This window comes from Spongiactinospora gelatinilytica (assembly GCF_003236385.1).
Taxonomy (GTDB): Bacteria; Actinomycetota; Actinomycetes; order Streptosporangiales; family Streptosporangiaceae; genus Spongiactinospora; species Spongiactinospora gelatinilytica.
This window is the reverse complement of sequence record NZ_POUA01000011.1, coordinates 20,106-34,533: the sequence shown is the minus strand read 5'-3', so window position 1 is coordinate 34,533 and position 14,428 is coordinate 20,106. Positions and strand designations below refer to the sequence as shown.

General features: G+C 70.0%; 16 protein-coding genes. 13 read left to right on the top strand and 3 right to left on the bottom strand.

All coding sequences use genetic code 11. The features are described from left to right. Window positions 1–31: 31 nt before the first annotated feature. Entirely contained in the window at window positions 32–1,009 is a 978-nt protein-coding gene (ccsB, locus tag C1I98_RS02780; protein WP_111165466.1) for a c-type cytochrome biogenesis protein CcsB, read from the top strand. A gap of 14 nt (window positions 1,010–1,023) precedes the next feature. Here ccsB and C1I98_RS02775 read toward each other — a convergent pair whose 3' ends face one another. Further along, a complete protein-coding gene (locus tag C1I98_RS02775; protein ID WP_233507071.1) occupies window positions 1,024–1,323 on the bottom strand; it encodes a PLDc N-terminal domain-containing protein in 300 nt (99 codons plus the stop codon). A 147-nt stretch (window positions 1,324–1,470) separates the two neighbouring features. Here C1I98_RS02775 and C1I98_RS02770 point away from each other — a divergent pair, with 147 nt between their 5' ends. After that, on the top strand, window positions 1,471–2,493 hold the full coding sequence (locus C1I98_RS02770) for a hypothetical protein (RefSeq protein WP_199536677.1): 1,023 nt from the start codon (window positions 1,471–1,473) through the stop codon (window positions 2,491–2,493). 21 nt (window positions 2,494–2,514) lie between these two features. Next, window positions 2,515–2,754 carry a hypothetical protein gene (locus C1I98_RS02765; protein WP_111165464.1) on the top strand — a complete coding sequence of 80 codons (240 nt, stop codon included), beginning with the start codon at window positions 2,515–2,517 and terminating at the stop codon, window positions 2,752–2,754. Window positions 2,755–2,850: 96 nt separating this feature from the next. Here C1I98_RS02765 and C1I98_RS02760 read toward each other — a convergent pair whose 3' ends face one another. Then, window positions 2,851–3,090: a BldC family transcriptional regulator gene (locus C1I98_RS02760; RefSeq protein WP_111165463.1), complete on the bottom strand. Its 240-nt coding sequence runs from the start codon at window positions 3,088–3,090 to the stop codon at window positions 2,851–2,853. Window positions 3,091–3,332: 242 nt separating this feature from the next. On the opposite strand from C1I98_RS02760, the gene C1I98_RS02755 reads away from it, so the two are divergent. Continuing rightward, window positions 3,333–3,614, top strand: a complete 282-nt coding sequence (locus tag C1I98_RS02755) for a DUF4229 domain-containing protein (RefSeq protein WP_111165462.1) — start codon at window positions 3,333–3,335, stop codon at window positions 3,612–3,614. Here the strand turns inward: C1I98_RS02755 and C1I98_RS02750 are convergent. Then, complete coding sequence (locus C1I98_RS02750; protein WP_233507069.1) at window positions 3,511–4,761, bottom strand: hypothetical protein; 1,251 nt, start codon at window positions 4,759–4,761, stop codon at window positions 3,511–3,513. The genes C1I98_RS02755 and C1I98_RS02750 overlap by 104 nt on opposite strands. A gap of 98 nt (window positions 4,762–4,859) precedes the next feature. On the opposite strand from C1I98_RS02750, the gene C1I98_RS02745 reads away from it, so the two are divergent. From C1I98_RS02745 to C1I98_RS02705, 9 genes are all read left to right on the top strand, one after another. Next, on the top strand, window positions 4,860–5,585 hold the full coding sequence (locus C1I98_RS02745) for a demethylmenaquinone methyltransferase (protein ID WP_111165461.1): 726 nt from the start codon (window positions 4,860–4,862) through the stop codon (window positions 5,583–5,585). Between the two features lie 123 nt (window positions 5,586–5,708). After that, entirely contained in the window at window positions 5,709–6,983 is a 1,275-nt protein-coding gene (locus C1I98_RS02740; protein WP_111165460.1) for a geranylgeranyl reductase family protein, read from the top strand. A gap of 127 nt (window positions 6,984–7,110) precedes the next feature. Beyond that, a complete protein-coding gene (locus C1I98_RS02735) occupies window positions 7,111–7,470 on the top strand; it encodes an NADH-quinone oxidoreductase subunit A (protein ID WP_111165459.1) in 360 nt (119 codons plus the stop codon). 2 nt (window positions 7,471–7,472) lie between these two features. After that, the gene (locus tag C1I98_RS02730; protein WP_111165458.1) at window positions 7,473–8,021 is read left to right on the top strand and encodes a NuoB/complex I 20 kDa subunit family protein; all 549 of its coding nucleotides are present in this window, start codon (window positions 7,473–7,475) and stop codon (window positions 8,019–8,021) included. Between the two features lie 59 nt (window positions 8,022–8,080). Then, window positions 8,081–8,728 carry an NADH-quinone oxidoreductase subunit C gene (locus C1I98_RS02725; protein ID WP_199536680.1) on the top strand — a complete coding sequence of 216 codons (648 nt, stop codon included), beginning with the start codon at window positions 8,081–8,083 and terminating at the stop codon, window positions 8,726–8,728. Then, on the top strand, window positions 8,725–10,065 hold the full coding sequence (locus C1I98_RS02720) for an NADH-quinone oxidoreductase subunit D (protein WP_111165457.1): 1,341 nt from the start codon (window positions 8,725–8,727) through the stop codon (window positions 10,063–10,065). Before C1I98_RS02725 ends, C1I98_RS02720 begins: the two co-directional genes overlap by 4 nt. Next, window positions 10,062–10,736, top strand: coding sequence for an NADH-quinone oxidoreductase subunit NuoE (nuoE, locus tag C1I98_RS02715; protein ID WP_111165456.1), 675 nt, complete (start codon window positions 10,062–10,064; stop codon window positions 10,734–10,736). The genes C1I98_RS02720 and nuoE overlap by 4 nt, the downstream gene beginning before the upstream one ends. Next, window positions 10,733–12,019 carry an NADH-quinone oxidoreductase subunit NuoF gene (gene nuoF, locus C1I98_RS02710; protein WP_111165455.1) on the top strand — a complete coding sequence of 429 codons (1,287 nt, stop codon included), beginning with the start codon at window positions 10,733–10,735 and terminating at the stop codon, window positions 12,017–12,019. Before nuoE ends, nuoF begins: the two co-directional genes overlap by 4 nt. After that, complete coding sequence (locus C1I98_RS02705; protein WP_111165454.1) at window positions 12,016–14,427, top strand: NADH-quinone oxidoreductase subunit G; 2,412 nt, start codon at window positions 12,016–12,018, stop codon at window positions 14,425–14,427. Before nuoF ends, C1I98_RS02705 begins: the two co-directional genes overlap by 4 nt. Window position 14,428: the final 1 nt, after the last annotated feature.

The window sequence follows — 14,428 nt, the reverse complement described above, 5'->3', positions numbered from 1 at the left end:
GCCACACCCATCACACCTTCCGGAGGTGAACATGCCCGCTGAGGTCGACACCGGTCTCGCCACGCTGAGCGACCAGCTCCTGCTGGTGACGGTGCTGCTCTACGTCTTCGCCATGATCGGTTACGCGCTGCACCTCGGTTTCGGCCGCCGTTCGGTACAGCAGGCGGCCGTGGTGCGCGAGCACGCGCTGGTCGGCGCGGGCACGTCCGTGCCCGAAGCCGCGCCCGTCGTTGAGCCCGCGCCCGCGGACGACGACACGGCGGGCCCCCGATGGCCGGCCCGGGCGGGGTTCATCGCCCTGGTGCTGACCTGGCTGGGCTGGGCCGCCAACGCGGGCTGCCTGGTCACCAGGGGACTGGCGGTGGGCCGCTGGCCGTGGGCGAACATGTACGAGTTCGTGGTGGCCATCTGCCTGGCCACGGTGACCGCGTACCTGGTGATGCGCCACAAGTTCCCGCAACTGCGCTTCCTGGGCGCGTTCGTCGCCGTCGCCGCCGCGCTCTCGCTCGGCTTCGCCGTACGCTACCTGCACGTTCAGGCCGGCCCCGTGCAGCCGTCACTGAACTCTTACTGGGTCGCCATCCACGTGAGCGCGGCGATCATCGCGACCGGGCTGTTCACGGTGGGCGGCGTCACCGGGATCATCTACCTGTTCCGCAAGGACGGCCGTCCCTCCCGGCTCCCCACCCGGGCCGACCTGGACCGCATCACCAACCGGGTGGTCGTGCTGGCCTTCCCGCTCTGGACCTTCGCCGTCATCGCCGGAGCCCTGTGGGCCGACAAGGCGTGGGGACGCTACTGGGGCTGGGACCCCAAGGAGATCTGGGCGTTCATCACCTGGATCGCCTACGCGGCCTACCTGCACGCCCGCGCCACCGGCGGATGGCGGGGCAGAGCGGCCATGGTGGTGCAGCTCGTGGCCTTCGGCTGCCTGCTGTTCAACCTGGTCGGCGTCAACATGTTCCTCGGCGGGCTGCACTCCTACGCCGACATTCCGGGCAGCCCCTGACGGTCTCCCGGGGCTCAGTCCTCGTCGCGCAGGCGGCGGTCGAGGTCCTTCAGGAACTCGGGGTCGTCGTCGGGGCCGCGCGGGGCCGCGGGACGTGCGGTCTCGCCCGGCCCTGCTTCCGGCGCGAGCGGGGAAGGGACCCGCGGCCGGCCGAGCAGCAGCCACAGCAGCCCGCCGACGGCGAGCAGGAGCACCACGATGAGCACCCACAGCACCTTGGGGAGATTCCTGGTCTCTTCTTCGGGCGTCGTGATGACGTCGAAGAGGCAGTAGAGCCAGAAGGCCAGCAGGGCCAGGCCGAGAACCATGGGCATGCCCGCAGCGTAAGCCATCGGCGCCGGTGGTGCGTCCATCACGTCGAGTCAGGTTGCGGACACCGTACTGCCTGGACATTTCGGATGACGGGCGGGGCCCGGCGTCGTACCGTGGATGCGCGAACCGTGGGGCGATGAAGGGGCGCGATGGCGCATTCGGGCGAGAAGGGGCGGCACCGGCGGGGCACCACCCGCTGGTGGCAGCGCGGGCCGTACGCCTCGCCGTACCGGGGCGAGACGGTACGCGAGGGCGAGGGGTCACGAGAGCGCCAGGACAGCACGCGGGAACGCGCCGACCCTTGGGAGGCGACCCGGGCGTTCCCCAGCGAATACCCGGCCGGATATCCGGCCGGAAACCAGACCGGATACGCGGCCGGTCAGCAGAGCGGTTATCGGCCGGGGCGCCAGGGCCGGGTGCGCGAGGTTTCCGGCGAGCAGGACGAGTTGCGCAACGGCGGCGGCCGGTCGGCCGCCGCGGGCGGCTACCGCCCGCAGTACACCTGGCGCGACTTCGAGCTGGACGACGAGCAGCCGAGGGCCCAGCCCAACTCTCCGGACTCGCCCGACCTGGGCGACGGCCTGCGGCACTGTGGCGCCCTGGAGAGCATCCTGCACCGGCAGTGGGACTCCTGGCAGGGTCCTCCCTCTCCGGAGGCCGTGCGGGCCGTTGAGAGCCTCGCCAAGCTGCCGGAGCGGCTGAAGGCCGTGCTGGCCGCGGGGCTGGACGGGATCTACGTGGGGCCCGGCGGCGTCCCGGACCTCGACGACATGGGCTACCTGCGCGGTGCGCCGCTGCCCTCGGGCCGGGCGACCTGGGACATCTGCGCGGGCGCGTACGGTGACCGCAAGATCGTCGTGGGCGACCGGCCCTCGCCGACACCCGATGTGATGATGCACGAGGTGGGCCATGCCCTCGACGACATCGACTCGCGGCCGGGGGAGTGGGTCTCCGACTGCCCCGAGTTCGTCGCGCTGTACGAGGCGTGCGAGCCGCTGCTCTTCTCCGCCTTCCACCGGCAGCCGGCCGGGCTCGGGCGCAAGGAGTTCTTCGCCGACGCCTTCGCGGCGATCGCCTCGCGCCAGCGTCCCGCGCTGGTGGACATGCTCGGCGGTGACACGCGGATGGCCCTCAACGTCATGCTGTTCTTCAACCGGCGCTACGGAATCTAGGGGCGTGGAAAGGTCACGATCATGAACGTCATCCGGCTCGCGGACGGGACACTGCGCGTACCGCAAAGCCTGGCAAGCGATGACGGTCGCCTGATCGGCAACGCTTACGTCGATCTGTCTCCCGGCGACCCCGAGTACGACCGCTGGCTGCCCGAGGCGCTGACCGAGGAGGAGTGGCACGAGCGCCGTCGTCGTTGGCAGGAGGACAACGACGATCTCGAACGAGAGTTCCTGGCCTTCAAGGCCGAACACGAAGGATGAACGGCCCCCCGAGCCCGTCCACCTGACACGGTGACCCTGCGGCCTCCTGTTGGGTGCGCAGGGACCACCGTGCTGACGATTCGTGTCAGATCATCGTCAGACGCGCGGGGACTCACCACTCGGCCGGTCGGCCGTCAGAACGTCCTCGCCGCGAAGGAGGGCGTGCACTTCCGATTCACGGAAGCGACGGTGCCCTCCGGGGGTGCGAATGCTACTGATACGGCCGGCGGCCGCCCAGCGCGTCACCGTCTTCGGATCTACCCGGAAGAGGGCGGCAACCTCGCCGGGTGTCAGCAGACGCTCGCTGCTACTCTCCACGATCTCTCCCCCTCGCATCCCGCCTCCTGCCAGCGGGCGGACAGGTAACCAGTGTGCCGAGCGAAGCCTGTTATATCCGTGCTTTTCAGCAAAGATCACGGGTTGTTATAGGCCGACTGCCCGATTGTTATATGATAGAGCCTCTTTGGGGCTCTCATGGGTGTTTCTTTACGAAAGGCGGTGTTGGGGAAGACTAGCAGCGCTCGCGCCCGATGCGAAGTGCGCTCGCTGCGCGGGAAGGGTGACGTAACCTCGACGCTGTGCGTGCCCTACTCGTTTACACCGCGTCCAGGCTGGGTCTGTTCGCCGTGGCCTTCTGCGTGCTCTTCCTGCTCGGCCTGCGCAACTGGCCGCTGCTCCTGATCATCTCGTTCGTGCTCAGCGGCCTGGCGAGCTACGTCCTGCTCTCCCAGCAGCGCGACGCCGTCAGCGCCCGCCTCACGAAAGAGGGAACATCCCGACCCGCGCATGATACTCCCGGCCAAGACGGGTCGTATCGCTCCCGACCAGCAGACCGCGACGATGCGGAAGAAAAGCCTTGACGCCGATCCCCCGGTCGCGGGTGGGGTTCCAGCGCAGGGCCTTACCGCTGACCGGATGGATCGCCCCGATTCCCGGCCGGGCCACGGCGCCCGGCCCCGCGTCGTTGTGACCTCGGGGGTTGTCCAGCCAGCGCTGGTGGCCGCCGACGTAGATCGCCGCGCCGGTCACCGCCACCGAATACAGCGAGTCGCCGCCGGTGTGATTGACCCACGTCGGTTTGATCGTGTCACCCCGGGAGAAAGTCTCGAATCTCGCGGCGGTGTCGCACAGTTTCGCGGGCCCGCCGTACCCGCCTGTCGTGACGACCACGAAGTAGTCGCCGCGCGGTGAGAAATCCAGGCCCCGAACGTAAGTCGGAAACCGATCGTTGCAGGCGGGTTTGTAGGCTTCGGTGCGCCAGGGCGCGACCGACGCGGCCGGGCGGCCGATGTCGATCAGCCCGAGCTGCGGCCTGGACCGGCCGTCGAGCGTGGTGAACGCGCCGTCCACGGCGAGCCGGGAGCCGGCCGCGGCGAGGGCGAGCACCTTGGGCCGGCCGCTGACCGGGGCGCCCGGAGTGATCGTGAAACCGGGGTCGGGCGCGCCGGTGACCGGATCGAGGCGGGCCAGCGCGGTGCGCGCGGTACGGCCGACCCTGGTGAAGTCGCCGCCCGCGTAAAGGCCCGTCCGGTGGATCGCCAGCGCCTGGACGCCGCCGCCGGACACCCGTGGCCGGAAGTCGGTCAGGGCCGCGCCGTCCGACACCCGCAGCCGCGCCAGCGCCGGACCGCCGCCGCCGGCGGCGGTGAACGACCCGCCCGCGTAGACCGTGCCGTCGGGGCCGGGGGCCAGCGCGTGGACCGGCCCGTTGACCCGCGGCGCGAAGCCGGGCAGGACCCGGCCGCTGACCAGATCGAAGGCGAACAGGTTGGGCCGGTCGAGGATCGGGCCGGGCCGGCCGGCGTCGCGCACCTCGCCGAACGAGCCGCCGACGACGACCGTGCGGCCGACCAGCGCGATCGCGTTGACGATGCCATCGAGGACATGAGGGGTGAAGTCGGCCGGATCGGCCGAGACGACCTTGTTGTGGGCGATCCTCGCCGGAGGGAACGGCGGCGGGACGGCCAGGCTTAATGCGGTGAGGACCGCTGCGGTGGGGACGAGCACTCCCTAGTAGGTACCAGACGCAACGTAGCCGTGTCGCTACTTTCCGTTGACGGCTTCCCGCCGCGTGCCGCTCAGGCGCAGGCCGTACCCTTGAGCGCATGACCCGCGCATCGTTGGACAAGCAGCCGCACGAGGTCGCCGCCATGTTCGACCGTACGGCGCGGCGTTACGACCTGGTCAACGACGTCATCTCGGCGGGGCAGGTCAGGCTGTGGCGCAAGGCCACCGCGGCGGCGGTGGACGCCGGCCCCGGCGAGCTGGTCCTCGACCTCGGCGCGGGCACCGGCACCTCGACCGACACCTTCACCAGGCTCGGCGCGCGGGCGATCGCGTGCGACTTCTCGATGGGCATGCTCGCCACCGGGGTGCGCCGCCGGGGCTCCTCCGGCCGGAGCGGCGGTGGCGTGCGCGGGGTGAGCTTCATCGCGGGCGACGCGATGCGCCTGCCGTTCGCCGACGAGACCTTCGACGCGGTCACGATCTCGGTGGCCCTGCGCAACGTGCACGACACGGTGGCCGGGCTGCGCGAGATGCTGCGCGTGACCAGGCCCGGCGGGCGGCTGGTGATCTGCGAGTTCTCCCATCCGCCGCTCAAGCCCTTCGACCTGGTCTACTCCCAGTACCTGATGCGGCTGCTGCCACAGGTGGCCAAGGCGATCGGCTCCAACGACGACTCCTACGAGTATCTCGCCGAGTCGATCCGCGACTGGCACGACCAGGCGTCGCTGGCCGGGCTCATCCAGCAGGCCGGGTGGCGCGAGGTCGCCTGGCGCAACCTGACGTTCGGCGTCGTCGCCCTGCACCGCGCGCGCAAATCCGGGTAGGGGACCGGCTGTCACCTCTTGTGTAAAACGCGTTAGACTTCACGCCGACAAGTTTGTGAAGAGCTTCACAAAGGAACGAGGCCGCACCCAAGGCCGCCCAGCGTGTAGGACAGGACAGGTCCCGTGACCGAGCCAGCCGCCGCACAACGCAGCGCCGACATCGACGCCGACGTAATCGTCGTCGGCGCCGGGCCCGCCGGTTCCACCACGGCGTTCTATCTCGCCCAAGCCGGGCTTGAGGTTCTGTTGCTGGAAAAGACGACCTTCCCCCGGGAGAAGGTCTGTGGCGACGGCCTCACCCCGCGCGCGGTCAAGCAGTTGATCGCGATGGGCATCGACATCGACAGTCCCGGATGGAGCAGGAACAAGGGCCTTCGGGTCGTGGGCGGAGGCCGGCGCTTCGAGCTGGAGTGGCCGCAGCTCACGTCCTTCCCCGACTTCGGGCTGGTCCGCGTGCGCAAGGACTTCGACGAGATCCTGGCCGTCAACGCGGTCAGAGGCGGAGCCAAGCTGCTGCAGGGGGTCAACGTCACCGGCCCGCTGCTCGACGACCGCAGCGGCCACATCATCGGCGTCACCGCCAAGAAGGACGGCGAGCCGGTCACCTACCGATCCCGCCTGGTGGTCGGGGCCGACGGCAACTCGGCGCGGCTGGCCCTGGGCATGGGCCTGCACAAGCGCGAGGACCGGCCGATCGGCGTCGCCGTGCGCACCTACTTCGAAAGCCCCCGCCACGACGACGACTTCCTGGAGATCTGGCTGGAGCTGTGGGACGGCTCGACGCTGCTGCCCGGCTACGGCTGGGTGTTCGGCGTCGGCGACGGCACCAGCAACGTCGGGCTCGGCCTGCTCAACACCAGCGACAAGTTCAAGGACGTCGACTACCGCGCCCTGCTGCGCCGCTGGGTCCGCAACATGCCGCCCGAGTGGGGCTTCTCCGAGGACAACATGCGCGGCCAGGTACGCGGCTCCGCGCTCCCGATGGCCTTCAACCGCCAGCCCCACTACACGCGCGGCCTCGTTCTCGTGGGCGACTCCGGCGGCATGATCAACCCGTTCAACGGCGAGGGCATCGCCTACGCCATGGAGAGCGGCGAGATCGCCGCGCGGACGATCGCGCAGGCACTGCCACGGTCCACCCCTGCGCAACGGGAGCGCCTGCTACGGGCATACCCTGGTGTGCTGAAGGAGGCCTACGGTGGCTACTTCACCATGGGCAGGTTGTTCGTCGAGGCGATCGGCAGGCCCGGGGTGATGAACTTCGCCACTCGGCACGCACTTCCGCACCCCAGGTTGATGCGGCTCGCCTTCAAGCTGCTCGGTAATCTGACCGACCGGCGAGGAGACGCGGGAGACCGCATCATCAACGCCCTGTCGAAGGTCGTGCCGTCGGCATGACCTCCGTTACGCCCCCGCGACTGGAACGAATGACGATGATCGCCCTGCCTGGACTTGCACGACACATCACGACCGACCGCGCGCCCCGGCACGAAGAGCGGGGACACGCGGAGATGGGAGCGTAGCGATGGAGCTTTATGTGCCCATCCTGGTGCTCGCCGTGCTCGCGGCGGGGTTCGCCATCTTCTCGCTGACGATCGCGCCCTTCACCGGTCCCAAGCGCTGGAACCGCGCCAAGCTCGACGCCTATGAGTGCGGCATCGAGCCGACGCCCCAGCCGGTCGGCGGCGGGCGATTCCCACTGAAGTACATGATCACGGCGATGTTGTTCATCGTCTTCGACATCGAGATCATCTTTCTCTATCCGTGGGCGGTCGCCTTCGACGCCCTCGGCGTGTTCGGGCTGATCGAGATGCTGCTGTTCATCGTGACCGTGCTTGTGGCCTACGCGTACGTGTGGCGCCGCAAGGGCCTGGATTGGGACTGACAATGGGTCTTGAAGAGAAAATCCCCAGCGGATTCCTGCTCAGCACGGTTGAGGCACTGGCCGGCTGGGGCCGCAAGAACTCGGTGTGGCCGGCCACCTTCGGCCTCGCCTGCTGCGCCATGGAACTGATGACGGCCGGCAGCCCCACCTACGACCTGGCGCGCTTCGGCATGGAGCGGGCCTCGGCGACGCCCCGGCAGGCCGACCTCATGATCGTCGCCGGTCGGGTGTCCCAGAAGATGGCGCCGGTGCTGCGCCAGATCTACGACCAGATGGCCGAGCCCAAGTGGGTCATCGCGATGGGCGTGTGCGCCTCCAGCGGCGGCATGTTCAACAACTACGCCATCGTGCAGGGCGTCGACCACGTCGTGCCCGTGGACATCTACCTGCCCGGCTGCCCGCCGCGCCCGGAGATGCTGATGGACGCGATCGTCAAGCTGCACGACAAGATCCAGAACACCAAGTTCGGAGCGCACCGCGCCAAGCAGATCGACGAGCTGGAAAAGCGCGCCCTCCGCTCGCTGCCGCTGATCCAACAGGGGGCATCGTGACCGGCAACCCGCCCGCCAACCTCCCGGGCCTGCCCGAGGAGCCGGTGGCCCGCACGGGCATGTTCGGCGCGACCGGCACCGGCGACACCTCCGGGTACGGCGGGCTCGTGGTGCGCCGCGCGCCCAAGCTGTCCACCCCCCGCCCGTACGGCGGGCCGGTCGGCCCGTCCGGGCGCGGCGATTTCGACGACATCGCCGACCAGCTCGAACGCGCCCTCGGCGGTGACCTCGCCGAGGCCGTCGAGAGCGTCGTGGTCGACCGCGGCGAACTGACCTTCCACGTCAAGCGGGAGCGCCTGCTGGAGGTCTGCCGGCACCTGCGCGATGACCCGGCGCTGCGTTTCGAGCTGTCGCTCGGCGTCTCCGGCGTGCACTACCCGGACGACACCGGCGCCGAGCTGCACGCGGTGATCCACCTGTGCTCGATCACCCACAACCGCAGGCTGCGCGTGGAGTGCGCCGCCCCCGACGCCGACCCGCACGTGCCCTCCACGGTGGAGATCTACCCCACCCACGACTGGCACGAACGCGAGGCGTACGACCTCTTCGGCCTGATCTTCGACGGGCACCCGGCGCTGACCCGGATCCAGATGCCCGACGACTGGGAGGGGCACCCGCAGCGCAAGGACTACCCGCTCGGCGGCGTCCCGGTCGAATACCGCGGCGCCGAGATCCCCGCGCCCGACGAGAGGAGGTCGTACGCATGAGCACCGCATACGACAACGCCCAGGAAGAGGCGACGGAAGGCAAGGTCTACACCGTCACCGGCCAGGACTGGGACGAACTGGTCGCCGCGGTCGCCGGCTCCGACGAGGAGCGCCTGGTCATCAACATGGGCCCGCAGCACCCCTCCACGCACGGCGTGCTGCGGCTGGTGCTGACCCTCGACGGCGAGACGGTGATCGAGGCCCGCACGGTCATCGGCTACCTGCACACCGGGATCGAAAAGAACATGGAGTTCCGGACGTGGACGCAGGGCACCACGTTCGTGACCCGGATGGACTACCTGGCGCCGATCTTCAACGAGACGGCCTACTGCCTGGGAGTCGAGAAGCTGCTCGGCATCACCGACCGCATCCCGGAGCGGGCCGACGTGATCCGGGTGCTGATGATGGAGCTCAACCGGATCTCCTCGCACATGATGGCGATCGCCACCTTCGGCATGGAGCTGGGCGCCACCACGCCGTTCCTGTTCGGCATCCGGGAGCGGGAGATGGTGCTCGACCTGTTCGAGTACATCACCGGCCTGCGCATGAACATGGCCTACATCCGGCCGGGCGGCGTCTCGGTCGACCTGCCCGCGGGCACGGTCGACAAGATCGGCGAGTTCCTGAAGATCATGCCGAAGCGCATCTACGAGATGCGCAAGCTGCTCGACGCCAACCCGGCCTACCTGCGCCGCACCAAGGACGTCGCCTACCTCGACCTTACCGGCTGCATGGCGCTCGGGGTGACCGGGCCGATCCTGCGCTCCGCCGGCCTGCCCTGGGACCTGCGCAAGTCGCAGCCCTACTGCGGCTATGAGACCTACGACTTCGACGTCCCCACCGAGAAGACCTGCGACGTCTACGGTCGCTACCTGGTGCGGATGTCGGAGATGGAAGAGTCCCTCAAGATCATCGAGCAGTGCCTCGACCGGCTCGCCGGCCCCGACCTCAAGGGCAAGCCGGTCATGATCGAGGACAAGAAGATCGGCTGGCCGGCGCAGCTCGCGCTCGGCCCCGACGGGTTCGGCAACTCGCCCGACCACATCGCCCACATCATGGGCACCTCGATGGAGGCGCTGATCCACCACTTCAAACTGGTGACCGAGGGCTTTCGGGTGCCGGCCGGGCAGGCGTACGCGGCGGTGGAGTCGCCCCGCGGCGAGCTCGGCGCACACGTCGTCAGCGACGGCGGCACCCGCCCCTACCGGGTGCACTTCCGCGACCCGTCGTTCACGCACCTTCAGGCCATCCCGGCCACGTGCGAAGGCGGTATGGTCGCCGACGTCATCTCGGCGGTCGCCTCGCTCGACCCGATCATGGGAGGTGTGGACCGATGAGCCGTGGATTCTCCCCGGAGACCAGGGAACGGCTGGAGCGCGACGCGAAGGAGATCATCGGGCGTTATCCGAAGCCCCGATCAGCGCTGCTGCCGCTGCTCCACCTGGTACAGGCCGAGGAGGGTTATGTCTCAGACCGCGGCGAGGAGTTCTGTGCCGAGATGCTGGGCCTGACCAAGGCCGAGGTCGTCGGCGTGTCCACCTTCTACACGATGTACAAGCGCAAGCCCGTCGGCGAGTATCACGTCGGTGTGTGCATCAACACGCTGTGCGCGGTGATGGGCGGCGACCAGATCTGGGACGAGCTGAGCGAGCACGCCGGCGTCGGCCACGACGAGTCGACCCCGGACGGCAAGGTCTCCCTCGAACGCATCGAGTGCAACGCGGCCTGCGACTTCGCCCCGGTGATGATGGTCAACTGGGAGTTCTTCGACAACCAGAACCCGGCCTCGGCCAAGCAGCTCGTGGACGACCTGCGAGCCGGCAAGCAGGTCACGCCGACCCGCGGCCCCAAACGGCTGTGCACGTTCAAGGAGGCGTCGCGGGTGCTGGCCGGCTTCCCCGACGACCTCGCCGGCGACGGCCCCGCGGCGGGCGCGCCCTCCCTGGAGGGCCTGCGGATCGCCAAGGAGAACGGCTGGACCGCCCCCGCTAAGGAAGACAGCGAATGACCACCCTGACACCGGTCCTGACCCGCAACTGGGACCAGCCCGACTCCTTCACCCTGCGGGGCTACGGAGACTACGCCGCGGCCCGCAAGGCGCTCGGCATGGATCCGGACGCCGTCATCCAGGCGGTGAAGGACTCGGGACTGCGCGGCCGCGGCGGCGCGGGCTTCCCCACCGGCCTGAAGTGGGGCTTCATCCCGCAGAACGACGGCAAACCGCACTACCTGGTGGTCAACGCCGACGAGTCCGAGCCGGGCACGTGCAAGGACATCCCGCTGATGATGGCCAACCCGCACGCGCTGGTCGAGGGCATCGTCATCACGTCCTACGCGATCCGGGCCGCCCACGCGTTCATCTACGTGCGCGGCGAGGTGCTGCACGTGGTGCGCCGGCTGCGCGCCGCCGTACGGGAGGCCTACGACGCGGGCCTGCTGGGCACCGACGTCCTCGGCTCCGGCTTCGACCTCGAACTCACCGTGCACACCGGCGCGGGGGCCTACATCTGCGGCGAGGAGACGGCGCTGCTCGACTCGCTGGAGGGATATCGCGGGCAACCTCGCCTCAAGCCTCCCTTCCCGGCGGTCGCGGGGCTCTACGCGTGCCCCACTGTCATCAACAACGTCGAGTCGGTGGCGAGCGTTCCCAGCATCGTGGCGAACGGCCCCTCCTGGTTCTCCTCGATGGGCACCGAGAAGTCCAAGGGCTTCGGCATCTTCTCGCTGAGCGGCCACGTCACCCGGCCGGGCCAGTTCGAGGCCCCGCTCGGCATCACGCTGCGCGAACTGCTCGACATGGCGGGCGGCGTGCGCGCCGGGCACCGGCTGAAGTTCTGGACACCGGGCGGGTCCTCCACGCCGATCTTCACCGAGGAGCACCTGGACGTCCCGCTGGACTTCGAGTCCGTCGGCGCGAAGGGCTCCCTGCTCGGCACCCGGGCGCTGCAGATCTTCGACGAGACCACCTGCGTGGTCCGCTCGGTGCTGCGGTGGACCGAGTTCTACGCCCATGAGTCCTGCGGCAAGTGCACCCCCTGCCGGGAGGGCACGTACTGGCTCAAGCACGTGCTCAAGCGGCTCGAGAAGGGCGAGGGCACCGAAGAGGACCTCACCACCATCACCGACATCGCCGACAACATCGTGGGCCGGGCGTTCTGCGCCCTCGGCGACGGCGCCGCCGCGCCGATCCACTCGTCGATCAAGCACTTCCGCGACGAATACCTCAAGCACTTCGAAGTGGGCGGCTGTCCGTTCGATCGTGCCGCGTCCACTGTCTGGGAGAACGCATGACCATCCAGGCGACCGCAGGAGGCGCGGTCGAGCAGCCGGTAGACCTGGTCAGCCTCACCATCGACGGGTTCCAGATCAGCGTGCCCAAGGGCACCCTGGTGATCCGCGCCGCCGAGCTGCTGGGCATCCAGATCCCGCGGTTCTGTGACCACCCGCTGCTCGATCCGGTCGGCGCCTGCCGCCAGTGCCTGGTCACCGTCGAGGGCATGCCCAAGCCGGCCGCCTCCTGCACCACCACCTGTACCGAGGGCATGGTGGTGCAGACCCAGCTCACCAGCCCGGTCGCCGAGAAGGCTCAGCGCGGCGTCATGGAGATGCTGCTGATGAACCACCCGCTGGACTGCCCGGTCTGCGACAAGGGCGGCGAGTGCCCCCTGCAGAACCAGGCGATGTCCAACGGGCAGGGCGAGTCCCGGTTCCAAGAGGACAAGCGCACCTTCGAAAAGCCGATCCCGCTGTCCACCGAGGTGCTGCTGGACCGCGAGCGCTGCATCCAGTGCGCCCGCTGCATCCGCTTCTCCGACGAGATCGCCGGAGACCCGCTCATCGACTTCTTCGAGCGCGGGGCCAAGGAGCAGGTAAGGACGGCCGACGGCGAGCCGTTCCAGTCCTACTACTCCGGCAACACCGTCCAGATCTGCCCGGTGGGGGCGCTGACCGGCGCGGCGTACCGCTTCCGGGCCAGGCCGTTCGACCTCGTGTCCACGCCGAGCGCCTGCGAGCACTGCGCGAGCGGCTGCGCGATGCGCACCGACCACCGCCGCGGCAAGGTCACCCGCCGGCTGGCGGGCGATGACCCGCAGGTCAACGAGGAATGGAACTGCGACAAGGGCCGCTGGGCCTTCGCCTACACCACCCAGCCGGACCGGCTGCGCAGCCCGCTGATCCGTGACGAGGAGGGCAACCTCGTGCCCGCCTCCTGGCCGGAGGCCCTGGCGGTCGCGGCGGCCGGGCTGACGCGGGCCAAGGGCAGGGCCGGAGTCCTGGTCGGCGGCCGGGTCACGGTCGAAGACGCCTACGCCTACAGCAAGTTCGCCCGGATCGCGCTGGCCACCAACGACATCGACTTCCGCGCCCGCCCGCACTCGGCGGAGGAGGCGCAGTTCCTCGCGCACGCCGTGGCCGGCAAGGGCATCGAGACCTCCTACGCCGACCTGGAGAAGGCCCCGGTCGTGCTGCTCGTGGGCTTCGAGCCCGAGGAGGAGTCGCCGATCGTGCAGCTCCGGCTGCGCAAGGGCGTGCGCAAGCGGGGCCTTTCGGTCTACAGCGTCGCGCCGTTCGCCTCGCCGGGGCTGCGCAAGCTGTCCGGCACGCTGCTTTCGGCCCTGCCCGGCGCCGAGGCCGACGTGCTCGGCGGCCTGATCGGCGGTGACCACCCGCTGGCCGAGGCGCTCAAGCGCCCCGGCGCGGTGGTGCTGGCCGGCGAGCGCCTGGCCGCGCTGCCCGGCGCGCTGTCGGCCGTCGCGCGGCTGAGCGCCGCCACCGGCGCCAAGCTCGCCTGGATCCCGCGCCGGGCCGGTGAGCGCGGCGCGCTGGAGGCCGGCGCGCTGCCCAACCTGCTGCCCATCGGGCGGCCGGTCGCCGAGGCCGAGGCGCGCGCCGAGGTCGCCCGCGCCTGGGACGTCGCGACGCTGCCCGCCACCCTGGGCCGTTCCACCGCGCAGATCCTCGCCGCCGCCCTGGACGAGCAGCTCGACGCGCTGCTGGTCGCCGGCGTCGACCCCTACGACCTGCCCGACCCCGACGCGGTGCTCGCCGCGCTGGAGAACACCCCGTTCATCGTCAGCCTCGAACAGCGGGCCAGCGCGGTCACCGACCGCGCCGACGTGGTGCTCCCGGTGGCCACCACCAGCGAGAAGGCCGGGACGTTCGTCGACTGGGAGGGCCGGGGCCGCACCTTCGCGGCGGCCATCAAGACCCCCGGCGTGATGAGCGACCTCGCGGTCATCGGCGCCATCGCCGACCACATGGACGTGCATCTGGGGCTGCCCGACGAGGCCGCCGCCCGCCGCGAGCTCGGCTCGCTCGGCGCGTGGCGCGGCACTCGGGCCGCCGCGCCCACCGTCGCCGGCCGGCTCGCGGGCGAGCCGCAGGCCGGCGAGGCGGTCCTCGCCACCTGGCACCACCTGCTCGACGCGGGGCGGATGCAGGACGGCGAGCCGTACCTCGCGGGGACGGCGCGGGCCAGTGAGGCGCTGGTGTCCGCGGACACCGCGGCGGAGATCGGCGTCGCCGACGGCGGCAAGATCTCCGTGACCACCGACCAGGGCTCGATCCGGCTCCCGGTGCGGGTCGCCGACCTGCCCGACCGGATGGTCTGGCTGCCGGCGAACTCCGCCGGCTGCTCGGTGACCCGCGACCTGCGGGCCGGGGCCGGCGACATCGTCAAGATCGGGAGCGCGTCATGAG

What these genes read in the sequence shown, in the direction of transcription:
- ccsB (WP_111165466.1), top strand. Translation starts at nt 32, where the DNA reads ATGCCCGCTGAGGTCGACACCGGTCTCGCCACGCTGAGCGACCAGCTC.
- C1I98_RS02775 (WP_233507071.1), bottom strand. Translation starts at nt 1,323, where the DNA reads ATGCCCATGGTTCTCGGCCTGGCCCTGCTGGCCTTCTGGCTCTACTGC.
- C1I98_RS02770 (WP_199536677.1), top strand. Translation starts at nt 1,471, where the DNA reads ATGGCGCATTCGGGCGAGAAGGGGCGGCACCGGCGGGGCACCACCCGC.
- C1I98_RS02765 (WP_111165464.1), top strand. Translation starts at nt 2,515, where the DNA reads ATGAACGTCATCCGGCTCGCGGACGGGACACTGCGCGTACCGCAAAGC.
- C1I98_RS02760 (WP_111165463.1), bottom strand. Translation starts at nt 3,090, where the DNA reads ATGCGAGGGGGAGAGATCGTGGAGAGTAGCAGCGAGCGTCTGCTGACA.
- C1I98_RS02745 (WP_111165461.1), top strand. Translation starts at nt 4,860, where the DNA reads ATGACCCGCGCATCGTTGGACAAGCAGCCGCACGAGGTCGCCGCCATG.
- C1I98_RS02735 (WP_111165459.1), top strand. Translation starts at nt 7,111, where the DNA reads ATGGAGCTTTATGTGCCCATCCTGGTGCTCGCCGTGCTCGCGGCGGGG.
- C1I98_RS02730 (WP_111165458.1), top strand. Translation starts at nt 7,473, where the DNA reads ATGGGTCTTGAAGAGAAAATCCCCAGCGGATTCCTGCTCAGCACGGTT.
- C1I98_RS02725 (WP_199536680.1), top strand. Translation starts at nt 8,081, where the DNA reads ATGTTCGGCGCGACCGGCACCGGCGACACCTCCGGGTACGGCGGGCTC.
- C1I98_RS02720 (WP_111165457.1), top strand. Translation starts at nt 8,725, where the DNA reads ATGAGCACCGCATACGACAACGCCCAGGAAGAGGCGACGGAAGGCAAG.
- nuoE (WP_111165456.1), top strand. Translation starts at nt 10,062, where the DNA reads ATGAGCCGTGGATTCTCCCCGGAGACCAGGGAACGGCTGGAGCGCGAC.
- nuoF (WP_111165455.1), top strand. Translation starts at nt 10,733, where the DNA reads ATGACCACCCTGACACCGGTCCTGACCCGCAACTGGGACCAGCCCGAC.
- C1I98_RS02705 (WP_111165454.1), top strand. Translation starts at nt 12,016, where the DNA reads ATGACCATCCAGGCGACCGCAGGAGGCGCGGTCGAGCAGCCGGTAGAC.